Raw genomic sequence first — 17,442 nt, forward strand, 5'->3', positions numbered from 1 at the left:
GTGCGGTCCTGAGAACGCTGGCACTCGTGGCCGCCCTGCCACTCGTGTTGGCGGACCCGCTCACCGCGGCACACCCCCACGGGCTGCCCGGGCAGGCGGCCCCCGACAACGGCCCCGCCATGGAGGACGAGGTGCCGCTGGACGTGGTGATCCTGGCCGACGAGTCCGGGAGCCTGACGGAAGCCGACGTCGCGGCCGAAGCTGAGGCCGCCGCCATGATCGGCCAGGGCATCCTCAACCCCGGCTCCAGGCTCGCGGTGGTGGGTTTCGGCAGTGACAACGGCGAGGAGGGCCAGATCGCGGCCCGGGAGGCCTGCCCGCCCACCTTCCTGGAAGAGGGCCGGGGGCGGGACGCCGTCATCGACTGCGTGGACGACCTCCGCGCGCGCACGGAGGAGGAGGGTTTCGACACCGACCACGTCGCCGCGCTGCAGAAGGCGCAGGAGTACTTCGCAGATGACGAGGCGCCTGAGGGCGCCGCCAAGGTCGTCTTCCTGCTCACCGACGGCGTCCTCGATGTCGGCAACAGTCCCCAGTACGGCGAGACCCCTCAGGTGCGCCAGCGCACCGCCCTGGCTGCTCTGGAAGGGGAGTTGGAGCGGGCCGAGAACGAGGAGGTCCAGATCTGGCCGCTGGGTTTCGGCGACGAGATCGACGAAAACCAGCTCGACGATTTCGCTGAGGACGGCTACCAGGGCGGCTGCAACGCCATGCCGGGCGCAGTGCCGCAGGCACGGACCGTCGAGGATTCCACCGAGATCCTGCTCTCGCTGGTGGACGCCCTGGCCAGCGCCTCTTGCCTGGGGCACGAGCAGGTCCCTGACATCGAGATCGGTTCGGGGGAGACCGTCGAGATCCCCGTCGACATCCCCCCGGTCGCCACGGAAGGCGCGATCCTGGTCGCGAAGAACAACCCGGACATCGCGGTCGAGTACGAGGACCCCGAGGGGGAGGTGGTGCCCCTGGAGGGGGAGCAGGACGGTTCCGAGTTCAGTCACAGCGGGACCAACGCGACCGTAGAGGTGCTGCGGATCGGTAACCCCAGGGCCGGGGATTGGACGGTCCGGCTCACCGCCCCGGAGGGCGCGGAGGACGAGCTGGTCGCGATCAGCACCCTGTGGCAGGGGAGCATCCGCAGCCACCTCACCGTGGAGGGCGACCAGGCCCCCGGTGCGCAGGAACTGGTGGTCCGCCTCCAACTGCACACCCGCCAAGGCAACCTGGACGACGTCGACGTGGACGAGGTTCTCGACATCCTGGTCGAGCTGGTCGACGAGGAAGCGGACGGCGATCCACTGCGGATCGACCTCGCTGATGACGGTGCGGACCCGGACCGGGAGGCCGGGGACGGCGAGCTGGCCGGGACGGTCGAGGTGGCCGGGGAGGACGGCGACTGCGTGGAAGTGCGCAGCCGTGTCGAGGGCGAAGGGATCTCCTCGGAGGAGTCCGCCTTCAACTGGTGTATCGGGGAGCAGGAGGACGCGGTGTGGGCCGCCGCCCGCTTCGACGACCCGCCGGAAGTGGTCGAGCCGGGGGAGGCGATCGAGGGGGTTCTCGACGTCGAGAACAGCACCGCGCAGGACGCGGAGGTCCAGCTGGTGGTGGAGGCGTCCGAGGGCCTGCAGTACGACGTGGAGCAGGACAGAACGGCCTTCGAACCGGGCAGTACTTCGGTGCCGGTATGGCTCCGCGTCGATACGGACACGGATCCTGGTGACGTCTCCTTCCACGGCATCCACGCCGCGGACGAGCACGACGAGGCCTTGGGCGGGATCGCCTCGCCGATCAACTTCGAGGTCCGTCCGCCGCCGGGCCCCTTCGAACGCTTCTGGTGGGCCTGGGCGCTGGTGCTGCTGTTGGTCACGGCCGTGCTCCTCTACGCCGCCCACCGCCGTTCCGTCGCCCAGCGCCTGGCCGACGTGCGCGGACTGGTCGTCCAGCTCCGCCGCGACGGCCGCCCGGTCGGCCCGGAGCTGAAGGCGCTCAGCCGCCGCTCGGACACCTTCGCCTTCACGGTCCTGGACGGCCCTGAGCCGCGCCTGGACTATGCCGCCGACCCGCGCCAGCCGCACCACACGGTGCGTCGGCACCCGCCTTACGAGGTGCTGCTGCGCGATCCCGAGGGGCGCGAACAGCGGGTACGCCTCAATACCACGAGCGAGCCCCCGGTCCGGGCGCTCTGAGCCTGTACGTGCGAGACGAACGCCGCTCGGCCCGGACCGAACCGTTTTCGGCCGACCCGGTGGCCGGCGGACGGCCGGGCCCACACCCCCGTCCCCCTTGGGGCGGCCATGACCACGGGTCCGGTGGGCGGCACCCATGGGAGTGACCGTCCCGGCCGTCCCGCGCACCTTCCCCCCGATCCTTGAAGGGCCGATGCCATGACGATGAAGCTCTACCAGCCGATGCTCCACGTCGGACTCGGCGGCACGGGGTGCCTCATCGGCGCCGAACTCGAGCGCCGCCTGCGCGAGGAGCTGTGCGGGCCCGACGGGACCGAGTTCCAGCAGCTGCGCCCTGGCGGGAACCTGCTGCCGTACCAACTGCCGTCCTGTGTCCAGTTCGTCTACGCGGACGTCAACCGGTCCGAGCTGGACCGCCTGCCAGAACGCGTGGTGCCCGGCCGCCAACACCTGTCCGCAGTGGAACAGACCGCCCACTACGTCCGCGACCTCGTCCCCAGCGTCCCCACCTACCCCGAGGTCGCCCGCAGTCTGCGGCTGAGCGCCGAGGCGACCGTCGCCCCCTGGCTGCCGCCGGTCAGCGGCGAACCCCGGGTGGCCCCGCTGGACCGCGGCGCGGGCCAGTTCCCCACCGTGGGCCGGGCCGCCCTCTTCGAGACCTTCCGGGGCGGTGTCGCCCCGGCGGTCGGCCCGCTCAGCGAGGCCATCAACCGGCTGGCCACCTCGGCCGGCGACCTGAGCATCCTGGGCGGCGGCCTACCCAAGTCCTGCGACGTGTTCGTGTCGTTCTCGGTGGCGGGCGGTACCGGGGCCGGCATCTTCTACGACTACCTGCACCTGATCGCCAACACGTTCCGCCGCTCGGACCTGAACGTCAAGATCTACCCCTTGGTGCTGATGCCGTCCGCCTTCGACGAGGGACTGGGTGGCGGGCGCAACGCCAAACTCAATGCGGGCCGGGCCCTGCTCGACATGTTCCGCCTGGTCGACGACCAGAACGGCGGGGACCTTGGCCCGCTCCTGACCGACCACAGCGTCAGGCCCAACCAGGCGCGCCCGGACGAGGTGGCCGTCCACTACCCGGTCGAGGGCCGGATCAGGATCCAACCCTCCACCGTGCAGACGGCCTTCCTGTTCAGCCGACCCATCGGCGCCGACCGCGAGGACCTGCACCGCTCGGTGGTCTCCCTGGTGCTCTCCCTCGCAGGAACCGACGTCCAGCAGCGCACCGAGGGCGGCGACCTGGTCGGCGCGGACAACTTCCAGTCCTTCGCCGACAGCTTCATCAACACCCAGGCCGAACGCGAGATCCCCGCCGAGTCCGGCATCGGCAACCGCGGGGTGTCCACCGCCCTGGTCGCCTCCATGACCGTCCCCGTGGACGAACTCGCCGACCTCATCGGGGCCCGCATGCTGCGCGCCGCGGTGGAGGACATGGACGGTTCCCTGACCGACAGCTCCGACCAGAACCACCGTTTCATCGAGGAGTTCTTCACCCACGCGGACCTGTACCCGGTGCTGGCCCGGCCCGGCGACGACTTCGCCGACCCCCTTCCGGTGGAGGGGGCCCGCAACATCGCCACCGCACTCCACGACCGCGGCGACGCCATGAAGCGGAGCCTGACCGCCCTGCGCGGCCGCCTGTCCCACGAGGTCCCCGAGATCGCCCAGGCCTTCGACTACCGGACCGGGACCCGCCGTCTGCTCTCCCTGACCGACCCCTTCCACGCGCAGCGGGTGATGATCGGCAACGCGGCCGCGGGCAGCGAGATCGAGAAGATGGGGGTCCTGGGGATCCTCCAGTCCCGCCGCACCAGCCCGCCGCCACCGGAGGGGTGCACGCAGCTGCCCCCGCCCATCCCCAAACTGAACGACCGGATCGGCGGCCTGGTCAAGGCCAAGTACACCGATGCCAAGCCCACCCGGGCCCGCGCGGACCAGGACGTCTGGTACGAGTGGCAGACCAAGCTGGCGTGGAACGAGGCCTGGGCCCAGAGCACCCCGCGCTGGCAGCGGGCGACCACCCTGATGCGGGCCGATCTGGGCGCGCTCACCGACGCGCTCAGCCAGCACGCCCGCTACGACGGCGAACGCTTCGAACGCCTCTCCCAACAGCTCTACCGGCCGCGCACCGGCGTGTCCTACCTGCTGCCTCCGGTCGGCGGCGACCTCGAACCCTTCTACCACCGGGTCAAGGACCACCTGTCCACCTTCCACCAGGAGAGCGGCCGGCTGCGCCCCAACGCGGGCGAGGCCGCGCTGGTCCAGGTCATCATCGGCCCCGACGGGTGGCGGCACGCCTACGACATCTCCGTCGACCGGACGCCCGCGGACGCTGTCACCTATCTGCGCGAGATCCTCAAGACCGAGATCAAACGCTTCCTCCGGTCACCGGGCCCGGCCCAGCGGCCGCTCCTGCCGCGCCTGAGCGACCTGCTGGCCCACGCCACCGACCAGGGCGACGGGGCCATCGCCCCCGAGAACGTCTCCCAGTTCCGCGCCCAGCTGGCCGGACTGCTGCCGGTCGGCTACACGCCCCAGGGCAGCGGTCCGCTCAAGATCCTGATCACCTACCACTCTCCCGGCCCCAACCTCCGAGTCGAGCAGTATCTGCGCGAATCGGTCAACCTTCCCGCGGCCGCCGGAGCCACCTACGAGTTCCGGCCGGTCAGCACCGAGACCGTCAGCGTGGTGCTGTTCCGCAGCTCGATGAGTGTCACAGAGGTGCGCGAGGTCCGCGACGTCATGCGGCTGTGGGCCGACGCCTCACAGCACCACCAGCCCCAGGACTACCTGCGGTGGCGCCAGCGCCTGGGCTACGACTTCGGCTACCTGGCCACCACCACCGAGCACCGCGTCTACATCCTGCACCGGCTGCTCAACGCCCTCTGGAACGGCCGGGCCCGGGTGGTCGGCGACCCGCGCTCACCCCAAGAGGTGCGGTTCACCATGGGCGGCGGGGTGACCATGGCGCTGGAGCTCGTACCCCTGGAGGAGTCCTCGTCCTGGGGCAGCCTGATTCGCGCCTACGAACACTGGGCCTTCAACGGGGAGGACGCCATCACCCGCCAGTTCTGCGCCCAACTCATGAGCGAACTGCCCAGCGGGCTCGAGGGGAGACCGGCCCCTCCGGCCAAGCTCTACCAGACCCTGCGGAGTATCGCCGACGCCGAGGTCACCCGGCTGGACGAGCTGCTGCGCGAACCGGAGACCGGCAACCTCAGCCGCGTCCACCAGTACCGGGACTTCTGGGCCGCGATCCTGCCGGAGGCCGTCGGCATGGAGTTCCAGGGCGCCTCCGCGCCGGTCCGGGCCAACCTCCAAGCGCTGGAGAGAGCGATCGAGCGCTCTCGGGGCACGGTGGAGGAGGGCGGGGGCGGGCACCCGTGAGCGTTCACCTCGTCGACCTGCGCGGCGCTTCCGCCGCCGAAGCGCAGGCGTGTATCCAGTACGAGTTCGGCCGCGGGCGGCCGATGACCGACTCCGCGCGCCTGCTGGTCCTGGACGACACGTGGCGGCTGGTCGAACACGCCGACAGCTACGGGGACGTCTTCATCAGCCAGCGGGTGCGGGCCATGGTGTGCGTGGCCGTGGGGCCGCCCAACCCCGGTGGGGGCGGCGGCCCCACACTCGACCGCCCCGGCCAGATCGGCCCCGAACGCGACGTCACCACGCTCTGGGTGGACGACACCACCGGGTTCTCCTGGAGCCTCAACCCCTCCGGCCCGGACGATCACCGCCCCGGGGCCGCTGTGGGACCGGGTGTGGGCCTGGCGCGCTTGGTGGAACTGCTGGGCGACCCCGAGATCTTCGACCGGGTCGTCGCCATGGGCCGGAGTCTGCCCGAGGCCACGGCCTCCCCGGGGCTGTCTTGGCTCGGGGACGAGGAGGGCGGGGACACGGTCACTGCCGCCCTGTCCCGGGCCGCCGAAGCACTGGTCGCCGAGGGCCGCAATGCCGGGGGGCGGGGTGTCGGGAGACGCGGTGCCGAGGGCTGGAGTTTCGAGGGTCGTGGTGCCGACTCCGGGAGGGGCCCGCGGCCACCCGCGGGGGAGGGGCCGTCCCTGGTGGACCTGGTGCGGGGGGACCGGCTCAGCCCTCAGGGGGAGGAACGGGTCGGCTGGGGTGGGACCGCGGCCCGCGAACGCGACCTGCGCGCCTGGCTCGCCCACGTCGAGGCGGATCTGGAGAGCCAGTCCGCCTGGACCGGGCCCCTCCACGACGTCACCCCGCATGAGCTGCGCACAGAGCACCTGCCGGCCGTGGGGGAGGCTTTGGGTGCCCTCCGGGACCACATCGGGTCGCTGTTCGAACGGCTCAGCTCCCTGCCCCCCGACCGGTTGCGGGCCCAACTCCGGGCCGAAGGCCTGATCGGCGCTTCACACGACCCGGAGGAACTGGCCGAGGCCGCGGCGGCCCTGGCCGGGGAGACCCGCCGGGCCCTGGCGCGAGGGGACACCATCCCGAAGGTCGCCGGGGACCTGGAGGACCTCGCCACCCGCCTCTCGCCCCAGGGCAGCGCGGCCGCGGCCCCGCGCCTGCGCAGCCTCCTGCCCGACCGGGTCGTCGCCCGGTTCCGCGCTGACGAGGGGCCGCCGCTGCCCGGTCCGGTGTCGTGGCTGCTGGTCCCGGCCTTCGCCGCGCCCCTGTTTCCGGCCCTGGCCGGCGGGGCCCTCGGCGTGCTGGGCGGTCTGGTGCTCGCGGCCGCGTGGGTCGGGGCGGTCGCCGCGGGGCTGTGGCGGGCCGGCCAGGGGAGGGGGAACACGGGGAGGTCTGGCGGGGAGAATCCGAGCTGGGAGAACCGGGTCCGGGCGAGCGAGGGCCGGGCGACACGGCACACCCTGGCGTTGCACGCGGGTGCGGCCGTGGCCGGTGCGCTCACCGGTCTGGCGGCCTCCACCTCCGTGCTCCCCGAGCAGCTCCTCGGCCACCCGGGACCGGTAGTGGCCGGTGTGTTCCTCGGGGTCGGAGCGGGGGCCGCGGCACTGGTCGCGGCGTGGGTCCGTGCGATGGCCCGGTGGCGGGAGACGCTCGGCCTCGAACAGGTCGGGGCGTCGGCGTCGGCACTGACCCGCCTGCTCGGAGAGGTGGCCCGTGCGGAGTGGGTTCTGGGCGGCGCCCGCCGTCAGCTGGCCGATACCGCCCGAGCGGCGGCCAGCGCCACCCGCGCCACCGCCGACGTCGTGGCCGAGCTGGTCGACCACGAGCCCGACGCCAACCCGCGCAGCCGCTCCTTCGAGCTGGAGGACGTGCTGCGCCAGGACCTGATCGCGCTGGCCACTGGCGTACTCGACGCCGTATGGGAGGCCCCGGGCGAAGGCCGGGTCTCCGACCTGTACGACCCGGCCCAGCGCCACGCCGAACGGTTGCTCGAGGACTACCGGGCCCACTTGGGCCTCGTGGGCCCCTACGTGGCGCCGTCTTTCGCCGATCCCGCACTGCCGCGGCGCCCGCGCACCGGGGTCAGCCCCGACCGCGCGTTCCGCGCACTGGGGGAGGACCCGGCCGGACGGATGCTCCAGCTCTGCGACCCCAGCCACCTGCGACTGCTCTCCCAGAGTTCCGGTGTTCCCCGAACGATCCGCTTCGCCCCTGCCGCGCTCCGCCCCCACCGCTCCCAGCACCCTGCACAGGCTCCCGCAGACGTGCAGTGGATCGGTGGCCACCTCGTCGGCCAGCTGAGACTGGTGCCGCTGCGCTCCGGTGTGGTGCGCACCGAGTGGCGGCACGAACCGGACGGGGGACAGGCCGAAGCGCACGGGAACCACTCCGAGCTGGAAGGGGACCGGCCCGAACACCAAGAGCCCATACCGGACGGGATCGAACCGGACGGGCCCGAACCTCCCCGAGAGACCTTCACCTGGAAGGACGGCAGCCCTTGAACGGCGACGACGTGTACGAGACCGCAGTGCGCGACGCCGTCTACCGTGCCCCGGAAACGGCGGCGAACAGCCGGGCGGACCTGGAGGTGGAGTGTCGCCTGACCCCCCTGCGCGACCTGTCCTCTAGCACGGTCCCCTTCCTCGGCCGCCGCCTGGTACGCGTCGAGGCCCGAGGGCGCGAGTCGACCCTGCTCCAACTCTGGGTCGGGGGCACCGAGGACGACGGTTACGAGCGCGCGGAGGCCTTCGACCGGCTCGACAACGCGATCCTCGCCGGGGTCAGGCTGGCCCGTGCCTCGGCGGGCGATACCTACCCGCCCGAACTCACCCGCCTGGTCGGATACCACGACGACCCCGTCGCGCCCTTCGCCCTCCTCACCCCCTACCAAGGGCAACCGGTCCGCACCCTGTTGGGGCGCAGGCAGCTCTTCGACGAGGAACGCGAGGCCTTCCGGCACGGACTGCTCCTGGCCCTGGAACGGCTCCAGGCCGCCGAGGTCGTACACCGGGGGCTGAGCCCGTCGACCGTGTGCTGGAACCCCGACCGAGGGACCGTCCACGTGTACGACTTCACCCTGGCCACGGTGCGTGGAGCCCTCCGTGCCCGGACGGGTACCGAACCGTGGAGCTCCCCCGAGCAGCGCGACGGGGTAGGGCGCTGCGACCCGCGCGACGACGTGTGGTCGGCGGGCCTGATCCTCTTCCAGACCCTCACCGGGCACCGGGTGGCACGGGGCGAACAGCTGCCCGTCGACCGGTTCCCCGGTGTGAGCGCTGACCTGCGAGGTGTGTTCGAGACCGAGGCGGACCGCCGCCCGGACGCCGCCGAGCTCTTGGAGCGGCTGACCGGGGCCGCCACGAGCCCGCGCGGCATCGACGACCACCTCAGCCCGGAGTTTCGCCTCTTCTACCGGCGCCTGGCCCAGAAACGCGGGGAGGACGCCGACTCGGGAGGGGAGGCCCCGACGACACCCGACCCCGGGCCGGCCCCGGTCCCCGGCCACCCGCTGTGGGAGTGGGCGCGCCGGAACTGGCCGCTGCTGACGGTGGCCGCCCTGCTGGCCCTGGTCACCGCGGTGGCCCTGAGCAACATCCTTGGAGGGTGAACGGTGATCACTGTGGACACACCCCAGGTACCCTGCCCCGTCTGTCTGAGCCGTGTCGTCCTGAACCTGGGCGAACTGTGGGTGCGGGAGGACGGAACACACCGGCCCCTGCGGATCCCGTCGGGACTCAACGCTGTGCAGCAGAGCCGGATCATGCGCGACGCCCAGGTCCGCTGCCCCAACCGCACGGACGAGGTGCCCGAGCACTACCTGCCCTACGGGTACGTGACGCGCGAACCCCTGGTGATCGCCCTGGTGGGCGCACCGCGCTCGGGCAAGACACACTTCCTCACCTCCCTGATCAGGACCGTCGACAACGAGCCGCTGCACGACTTCGGGCTGTACACCACCCCCTTGGACAACAGCCGTTACGACCAGTTCATCGCCACGAAGATCCGACGCGTCTTCGAGGACGGCGAGCTCCTGGACCGCACGGGGGAGAACGTGTGGGACTTCGAGGTCGGCCTCCTGGTCGACCAAGCCCGCGGCGGCCGGTCCCGCGGACGGGCGGTCGCCTTCTTCGACGTGGCGGGTGACGACCTGTCCGGGATGAACAGGGCACAGAAGCGGGTCTTCTTGGAGGGTGCCGACGGCTACGTCTTCGTCATCGACGGGGACCAGCTGGCCAGGGGTGTGCCAGACTCCTCGTTCACCACGGTCCTCGGCCTGCTCGACGGCGACCGCAAGCGTGCTTCGGCCGCCACCCTGGTCCTCAGCAAGGCGGACCGGTTCCGCTTCGACCACCCGGTGGACCGCTGGCTGCGCGCAGGGCCTCCCACGGCGTCCCCGGAGGAGATCGAACGGGAGAGCCGCGATCTCTTCGCCCACATCCGCAGGTACCGGCACGCCGACCTCTGGCTGCGCCCCTGGTTCGAGTTCGACCGCAGCAGCATCCACGCGGTCTCGGCCACCGGCGCCCCGGAACGCCCGCCCGACCCCTCCGGTGCCGAACAGTCCCCTGCGCGCTACGCCCGACCGGTCCGGCCCCAGCGGGTCCTCCAACCCTTCGTGTCGCTCCTGGCGATGACCGGGGTGATCGATACCGACGGTGCCGGGAGGGTGGGACGGTGACCGGACGCGAGCGGCTTGAGCCGATGCACCAGATCCACTACAGCTTCCGGGAACGCAACCTCCTCGGCCAGGGCGTCGGGCCCAGCGCCACCTCCCTACCGAGGTCGGGTGAGGCCTACCAGCAGTTGACCAGGTGGGACGGACACCTAGCCGGTGTGGTCGTCCCGGAGTTCGCCTCGGGGCAGGAGGGGCCGGGCCACTGGTACCGGTGGTTCGACGGCCAGGGCGTCCTGGTCTACCGGGCCCCCGAAGCGGTGCGCCGGGACCGCCGCGGCGGTACCGCCCGCGCCCTCGTCGGCCCCGCCCTGACCCCCGAACTGGCACTCGTGGCCGCCCACCGAGGGGCGGTGGCCAAACGGAGGGAGGCCGCACCGGGCTGGGCCACCCTGGAACCGATCCCGGCCCCCAGCCGGGAAGAGTTCGACCACGGGGTCCGTGCCCTGGAGGAAGGGCTCATGGGTGACGCGCGCCTGGTCGACCTGGTCCGGGAGGTCCTTGCCGCACGACGGGAACCGGTCGACGTCCTGGTCCCGGACACCGTAGGCCAGCTGACCGAGGAACACCGGATCCTGTTGCTGTGGGGGGTGCGCCGTGCCCTGACGGAGGTGTTCGACCAGGTCCACGGCGTCCGTCCAGCCCGGGAACGTTGGTCGTTCGCCACCTACGACCCCTGGCCCGCCGACACCCGGTTCACCAGCGAACGCCCGATGGTCGCCTTCCGGCCCCGCCCCCGCGGCGCCGACCTGCCCCGGGGCCGCCGCCCCCTGGACCTGTTCTCCCCCTCGGCCGTCCAGGACCGCTACCGCGACGTGGCACAGTGGCTGGTCAACCGCGATCGCGACCGTCCGCTGGGCGACCTCGCCGCCTCGGACTACGAGGAACTGATGGACCGGCTCCACGAACGCGCCGACCAGGACGGGTGGGCGTTCAGCGGTATCCGGAAGCCGAAGAAGCCAGATACCGCCCCGGTTCGCGACCCGGAACCCGAGCCGGGCCCCACGTCCCGGGGACGGATCGAAACTCCACCCGGACCCGAGCCCGAACCCGAGCCCGAACCCGAGCCCGCGCCGCCGCGAAGACGCGAGGACCCGGTGGAGGGCCTTCTCCACGACCTCGCAGCGGCCGCCACCCCGGACGAGGTCGAGACGGCCGCCAACGGCCTGGTCGCCCACCTCAGCCCGGCCTTCCACCGGCTCCGTGCGGAACGGACCGCCGCAGCGGCAGGGGATACGGGGGAGAGCGGGGCGACCGGAAAGGTCGGCACCGCCGAAGAGGGGCGCACCCGCCGATCGCGCTGGGTCGAGCTGAACAACACCACCGTCGCCTTCCTCGCCGGGGCCGGGACCGCCGCGTGCCTGCTGCTGTTCTCCCTGGTCCTGAGCATGGCCGTGGCCCTGGTGGTGGTCACCTGACACCGGCGGCCCCAGCGGCCCCGGCAAGCCCGCCCGAGGGCTCGCCGGGGCGCGGTGACCGCGTCAGGTGAGGCTTTGCAGCGCCGGAGCGATTCCGCCGTCCACGGGCAGCTCGGCGCCGGTGGTGAAGGTCGCCTCGAAGCCCAGGAACAGCACCGCCCGCGCCACCTCGGCCACCGTCCCGTGGCGGCCCATGGGCGTGCTCTGGTCACCGGCCTCCGCGATCGCCGCCCGTTCGGCCTCCGAGGCGTCGGCGAACCCGCCGGAGCGCGTGTGCACGAACCCGGGAGCCACACAGTTGACCCGGATCCGGCGCGGCAGCAGCTCGGCCGCGAAGGTCCGGGAGAAGCCGGCCACCGCCGCCTTGGTCCCGGTGTACACGCTCAGCCCGGCCGACCCGGTCGCGTTGGTCACCGACGTGGTGAACACGATCGACCCGCCCTCGGCGATCAGCGGTGCCAGCCGCTGCACGGTGAAGAACGCGCCCCGGGCGTTGATCCCGAACATCCGCTCGTAGGTCTCCCGGGTCACCTCCGTGAACGGTGCCGCCGCGGCTACCCCCACGTTGACGTGCAGGAAGTCGACCCCGCCCAAGGTCTCGCGCACCGTCTCCGCCAGCACGTCGGCGTCGGCGACCCGTCCCGCGTCCGCGCGCACCGCGTGCACCCGGGGACCGAACCTGCCGCGCACCTCCTCCAGGTTCTTCTCGTTGTTCCCAGTCAACAGCACGTCCGCCCCGCCGGCCAGCAGCTCTTCGACCACACCCAGGCCCATGCCGTGCGTACCGCCGACCACCACGGCCCGCTTGCCCTCGTAGACACCCATGAGAAACCTCCTCGCGTTTCGCGGGGGCGGCCCGGTGGCCGCCCCGACACGTCACACGGTGTCCGGCACCGCCACGGGTCGCCCACGGATCCGCTACGGGACCGCCACGGGCGGGGGAGACCCACCACGGGCGGGGGAGACCCACCGCGGGCGGGGCAGGCCCGCCGCGGAGCGCTACCGTGAGGGCATGCGTTTCGGGGTGCTGGGGCCACTGTCGGTGCGGACCGACCACGGGGAGCCCGTCCGGGTCGGTGACACCAAGGTCCGCGCCCTGCTGGCCGCCCTGCTCCTGGCGCGGGGGCGCCCCGTCCCCGCCGACCGGCTCGTCGACCACCTCTGGGGCGACACCCCGCCGGCCCGGCCCACCGCCGTCCTCCAAGCCCGGGTCTCCCAGCTGCGCGGGGTCCTGGACGCCGCCGAACCGGGAGCCCGATCCCTGGTCCGCCACCGCCACTCGGCCTACCTACTGGAGACCGACCACCTCGACGCCACCCGCTTCGAAGACCTCCTCGACCGTGCCTCCCGAACCGCCGATCCCCGCTCCCGCGCCGACTTGCTCACCCAAGCCCTGGACCTGTGGCGGGGACCCGCGCTGGCCGAGTTCGCGGACACCGGGCCCCACGCGGACCCGGGCCGGTGGGCGGAGCTGACCCGCTGGACCGAACGGCGGCTGTCCGCCGTGGAGGACCTCGCGGAATGCCGCCTGGAACTGGGCGAACACACCGCCTTGGCGGCCGAACTCGCCGAACCAGCCGCCCAGCACCCCTACCGGGAACGCCTGCACGCGGCTCACCTGCGCGCACTCTACGGCGCCGGTCGCCAGGCCGAAGCCCTGGCCGGATACGCGCGCCTGCGGTCCCGCCTCGCCGACGAGCTCGGGGTCGACCCCGGGCCGGCCCTGCTCGAACTGCACCGGGCCATGCTCGCCCGCGACCCCGCCCTGGACCCCGCGCCCGACTCCGCACCGCCGCCGAGCAGCCTGCCCGCACCCGTCGGAGCACTGGTGGGCCGCGACCGCCAACTCCGCGACCTGCATGCCCTGCTCACCGAACACCGGCTCGTCACCCTCACCGGTCCGGGCGGGGTCGGCAAGACCCGCCTCGCGCTGGCGGCCGGAACACATCAGTCGGCCCCGGACGGCGCCTGGCTGGTCGAACTGGCCGGACTCGCGCCCGACGGCGACCCCGTGCCCCTCCTGGCCGCGGCCCTCGGCGCCCGCGACGACCGGACGGCCGGATCCCCCGAAGGGACGGCCGGAGCCCGCGGGGAGATGGCCCGGATCGTCGCGCTGCTCCGCGGGCGCCACACCCTGCTCGTGCTGGACAACCACGAACACGTCGTCGCGCCGGTCGCCGCCCTCGTCTCCCGCCTCCTGGCCGCCCTGCCGCACCTGCGCGTCCTCGCCACCGGCCGGGTCCCCCTCGACGTGGGAGGGGAACACCTCTACGCGGTACCCCCGCTCGACCTGCCCGCACCCGGAGTGACCGACCCCGACCAACTCGCCGCCTCGGGTGCCGTCCAGCTCTTCACCGAACGCGCCCGCGCCGTCCGCGGCACCTTCACGCTCACCCCCGAAACCGCCCCCGCCGTCACCTCGGTCTGCCGCCGCCTGGACGGCATACCCCTGGCCCTGGAACTGGCCGCCACCCGCCTGCGCCATCTCGGAATCGGTGATATCGCCGCCCGCCTGGACGACCGGTTCGCCCTGCTCGGCACCGGCCGCCGCGACGTCCCGGCCCGGCAGCGCACCCTGCGCGCCGTCATCGACTGGAGCTGGGAACCGCTCGACGCCGCCGAACGCGCCGTTCTGGCCCGCCTCGCCGTGACCGCGGACGGCTGCGAACCCGACACCGCAGAGGTGGTCTGCTCGGGACCTGACCGGGCGGACCCCGACACGGAAGGGGCGGAGCCCGGGGAAGGGCCGGTGCACGTACCGCCTACGGAGGTCCTGGACCTGATCAGCAGCCTGGCCGACCGCTCCCTCGTCGCGGTCGAGGACCACCCCACCCGGACCCGCTACCGGCTCCTGGAATCCGTGTCCGCCTACGCTCTGGAACACCTGGCCGCCTCCGGCGACCGCCACCGCGTCCGCACCCGGCACGCCCGCCACTTCGCCGACCTCGCCGCCACGGCCGATACCCGTCTGCGCGGACCCGGACAGCACCGCTGGCTGGAACGCCTGGACCGGGAGGCCGCCAACCTCCACGCCGCCCTCGACCACGCGGGCCAGAAAGGCGACACCGACCTCGCCCTGCGCCTGGCCATCGCTCCCAGCTGGCACCGGTACCTCAGGGGCCGTGCCGGGCAGGCCCGGCTGGCCCTGGACCGCGCGCTCGCCCTGCCCGGCGGGGACCCCGCCGCCCGTGCCGAGGCCGAGCTGTGGCGGACCGCCCTCGCACTGCCCGCCACCGACGGCGAGCTTGCCCGACGATCACGTGCTCCCGAACACCTGGCGGCGGTCACCGACCCGGTCAACCGCGCACGCCTGGCCTGGCTGGTCGAACACACCCGGTGGGGCCTGGGCGAACGTGACCAGGCCATCGGCCGCGTCGAGGCCGCCCACGAGGCCGCGGTCGCGGCCGGTGACCCCTGGGCTACCGAGGTCTCCCGGGTGACCCTGGCCGACGCCGCCCTCGGCCGCGGCGACATCTCCGGGGCGGTGGAAGCGGCTGACCGGGCCGCGGGGGCGCTTCGGGAACTGGGCGACGGCTGGGGTGTCCTCCACGCCACCGACGTCCTCGCCCAGGCCATGGAAGCACTCGGCGATCTCGACGGCGTCGCCGACCACCACGAACGCGGCCTGCGCCTGGCCGAGGACCTGCGGCTGTGGGGCAACGTCACCCGCGCCCTGTCCGGACTGGGCAGGGTGGCGCTGCTCCGCGGCGACCTGGACCGGGCCGACGTCCTGCACGGCCGGGCCGCCGCCCTGGCAGCCGAGCACTCCGATGCCGGGGCCGAGCAGTTCGCCGACGCCGGAACCGCGCTGGCCGCCAGACGGCGCGGCGACCCCGAACGGGCCGAACGCGTCCTGGGCCGCTGGCTGGACTGGAACGTGCGGGCGGCCAGCCATGTCGGAACGGCGTTCATCCGCACCCAGCTCGGCTACGCCGCCGAGCAGCGAGGCGACGCCCCGACCGCCCTGGACCTGCACACCCTGGCCCGAGCCGACGCCGAGGCCAGCGGCGACCCGCGCGCGGTCGCCTCCGCCCTCGAAGGGCTGGCCGGCGCCCATACGCTCACCGGGGACCGGACCCGCGCCGCCGACCTCCTGGCCGAGGCCACCCGCCTCCGCGAGCGGTCCGGTGCACCCCTCACCCGGGCCGAGCGCTTCGACGTCGACCGCGTCCTCGCCCGGCTCCGGGCCTGACCGCGCCGAAAACCGATGGTGTGGCCCGGCACGCTGACGTAATGTGCCGCCCATGACTGACACCCCGGACCTGCGCTTAGTCGAGATCACCCAGGACAACTTCGACACGGCCATCGCGGTCAAAGTCCGCGAGGACCAGAACCGCTTCGTCGCCACGGTGGAACGCTCCCTCGCCCAGGCGTACACGGCCCGTGACACCGCTTGGCCCCGCCTGCTCATGGACGGAGACCAGGCGGTCGGTTTCGTCATGGTTGAGTTCGACCCCGGCGCGAAGGACCCCGACGACCGCGCCGCGATCTGGCGGCTGAACGTCGCCGCCGACCTCCAAGGCAGGGGATACGGCCGCTTCGCCGTGCTGGGAGCCCTCGCCGAGGCCCGCCGCCGGGGGAACAGCCGGGTCACGGTGTCCTGGGTCCCAGGCGAGGGCGGACCCGAGGACTTCTACCTCGCACTGGGTTTCCGCAAGACCGGCCGCGTGGACGAGGACGGCGAGGTCATCGCCGAGATCGACCTCGGCTGAGCGGGCGCGGGCAGGGATCCGCGAGCACGGCTACCCGTTCACCGCCTGCCCCGCAAGGCACGTCAACGTCCATAGGCGGCCAAAACCGGAAACATTTTCCAGGAATACCGAGAAAGTTGCCGACCCCGGTTTTTCGTGCCGATAAATTTGCCGGTGCAGAGTCTGTTCAGTGGAAAAACATAGACCGCACATGGCCTTCTTTTCCAGAAAACGGGGCGACCCTGGAAGCAGGGGTTCCCCGAACCCCCGAGGGGTTGTTTTCAGGAAGGCGTGTGCCATGAGCAGTATGCAGGACGGGCCGTCGCAGTACGGTCCCCAACACAGCGGCCCCCCGTACAGCGGTCCTCAGGGGTACGGCCAGCAGCCGTACGGACCGCCGCAGTACGGCCAACAGCAGTACGGCCAACCCCCGTACGGCCAACCCCCGTACGGGTACCCGCCGTACGGCCCGCCCCAGGCTGCGCCGGTGCGTAAACGCAAGAAGTGGCCGTGGTTCCTGCTGGCCGCGTTCGTACTCGTCCTGGGGATGTTCGCCTGCACCGCAGGGGGCGGGGAGGAAGCCGAGACCGCGTCCGGCAGTGCGGAGGGCGATTCCGAAGCGGCCGAGGAGACCACGGAGGAGGCCCCCGAGGACGCCGCCGAGAGCGTCGGGATCGGTGGCACCGGTGAGGTCGGCGACTGGATGGTCACCGTGCACGGCACCGAGACCGCGGCCACGTTCAGCGACGAGTTCTTCGAAGAGCACGCCCAAGGGGAGTTCGTCATCGTTGAAATGACGGTGGAAAACAGCGGAAGCGAAGCCACCTATTTCGACGAGACCGCGCTTTCCCTGGTCGACGCCGACGGGAACAGCCACTCCACCAGCACGACGCTGATCGACCAAACGTTCTTCATCGAACAGATCAACCCGGGAAACCAGGTCACGGGACAGGCCGCCTTCGACGTTCCGGAGGGCACCGACGCGGTGGCCCTCGAGGTGACGGACAACTGGGGCTTCGGCGACCCGGTGGAGATCCGGCTCGACTGAGCAGAACGGCCGGGGCGGACCAGTGTCCCTGGCCCGCCCCGGCCGCCCC

The 17,442-nt window shown here is 72.6% G+C and carries 10 protein-coding genes; 9 read left to right on the top strand and 1 reads right to left on the bottom strand.

What is annotated here, in order from left to right; translation table 11 throughout:
* The first annotated feature begins 26 nt into the window (after positions 1-26).
* The 6 genes from ACYVDG_RS12000 (at position 27) to ACYVDG_RS12025 (ending at position 11,654) form a co-directional block, all read left to right on the top strand.
* On the top strand, positions 27-2,183 hold the full coding sequence (locus ACYVDG_RS12000) for a vWA domain-containing protein (protein ID WP_460749708.1): 2,157 nt from the start codon (positions 27-29) through the stop codon (positions 2,181-2,183).
* A 198-nt stretch (positions 2,184-2,381) separates the two neighbouring features.
* Complete coding sequence (locus tag ACYVDG_RS12005) at positions 2,382-5,573, top strand: tubulin-like doman-containing protein (RefSeq protein ID WP_460749711.1); 3,192 nt, start codon at positions 2,382-2,384, stop codon at positions 5,571-5,573.
* On the top strand, positions 5,570-8,065 hold the full coding sequence (locus tag ACYVDG_RS12010) for a hypothetical protein (protein ID WP_460749716.1): 2,496 nt from the start codon (positions 5,570-5,572) through the stop codon (positions 8,063-8,065). The genes ACYVDG_RS12005 and ACYVDG_RS12010 overlap by 4 nt, the downstream gene beginning before the upstream one ends.
* Positions 8,062-9,171: a protein kinase domain-containing protein gene (locus ACYVDG_RS12015; RefSeq protein ID WP_460749721.1), complete on the top strand. Its 1,110-nt coding sequence runs from the start codon at positions 8,062-8,064 to the stop codon at positions 9,169-9,171. Before ACYVDG_RS12010 ends, ACYVDG_RS12015 begins: the two co-directional genes overlap by 4 nt.
* A gap of 3 nt (positions 9,172-9,174) precedes the next feature.
* Positions 9,175-10,242 carry an ATPase/DNA packaging protein gene (locus ACYVDG_RS12020; RefSeq protein WP_460749726.1) on the top strand — a complete coding sequence of 356 codons (1,068 nt, stop codon included), beginning with the start codon at positions 9,175-9,177 and terminating at the stop codon, positions 10,240-10,242.
* Positions 10,239-11,654, top strand: coding sequence for a hypothetical protein (locus tag ACYVDG_RS12025; RefSeq protein ID WP_460749729.1), 1,416 nt, complete (start codon positions 10,239-10,241; stop codon positions 11,652-11,654). Before ACYVDG_RS12020 ends, ACYVDG_RS12025 begins: the two co-directional genes overlap by 4 nt.
* 63 nt (positions 11,655-11,717) lie before the next feature.
* On the opposite strand, the gene ACYVDG_RS12030 is transcribed toward ACYVDG_RS12025, so the two are convergent.
* On the bottom strand, positions 11,718-12,479 hold the full coding sequence (locus ACYVDG_RS12030; RefSeq protein ID WP_460749734.1) for an SDR family NAD(P)-dependent oxidoreductase: 762 nt from the start codon (positions 12,477-12,479) through the stop codon (positions 11,718-11,720).
* A gap of 187 nt (positions 12,480-12,666) precedes the next feature.
* Here ACYVDG_RS12030 and ACYVDG_RS12035 point away from each other — a divergent pair, with 187 nt between their 5' ends.
* From ACYVDG_RS12035 to ACYVDG_RS12045, 3 genes are all read left to right on the top strand, one after another.
* Positions 12,667-15,846: an ATP-binding protein gene (locus tag ACYVDG_RS12035; RefSeq protein ID WP_460749739.1), complete on the top strand. Its 3,180-nt coding sequence runs from the start codon at positions 12,667-12,669 to the stop codon at positions 15,844-15,846.
* A gap of 52 nt (positions 15,847-15,898) precedes the next feature.
* Positions 15,899-16,366, top strand: a complete 468-nt coding sequence (locus ACYVDG_RS12040; protein WP_460749745.1) for a GNAT family N-acetyltransferase — start codon at positions 15,899-15,901, stop codon at positions 16,364-16,366.
* Between the two features lie 277 nt (positions 16,367-16,643).
* Complete coding sequence (locus ACYVDG_RS12045) at positions 16,644-17,393, top strand: DUF4352 domain-containing protein (RefSeq protein WP_460749748.1); 750 nt, start codon at positions 16,644-16,646, stop codon at positions 17,391-17,393.
* Positions 17,394-17,442 lie beyond the last annotated feature (49 nt).

This window comes from Nocardiopsis oceani, assembly GCF_054777395.1.

Excerpts from the sequence above, each read along its gene's own strand:
- ACYVDG_RS12030 (WP_460749734.1), bottom strand. The coding sequence starts at position 12,479 with ATGGGTGTCTACGAGGGCAAGCGGGCCGTGGTGGTCGGCGGTACGCAC.
- ACYVDG_RS12045 (WP_460749748.1), top strand. The coding sequence starts at position 16,644 with ATGAGCAGTATGCAGGACGGGCCGTCGCAGTACGGTCCCCAACACAGC.
- ACYVDG_RS12005 (WP_460749711.1), top strand. The coding sequence starts at position 2,382 with ATGACGATGAAGCTCTACCAGCCGATGCTCCACGTCGGACTCGGCGGC.
- ACYVDG_RS12040 (WP_460749745.1), top strand. The coding sequence starts at position 15,899 with ATGACTGACACCCCGGACCTGCGCTTAGTCGAGATCACCCAGGACAAC.
- ACYVDG_RS12035 (WP_460749739.1), top strand. The coding sequence starts at position 12,667 with ATGCGTTTCGGGGTGCTGGGGCCACTGTCGGTGCGGACCGACCACGGG.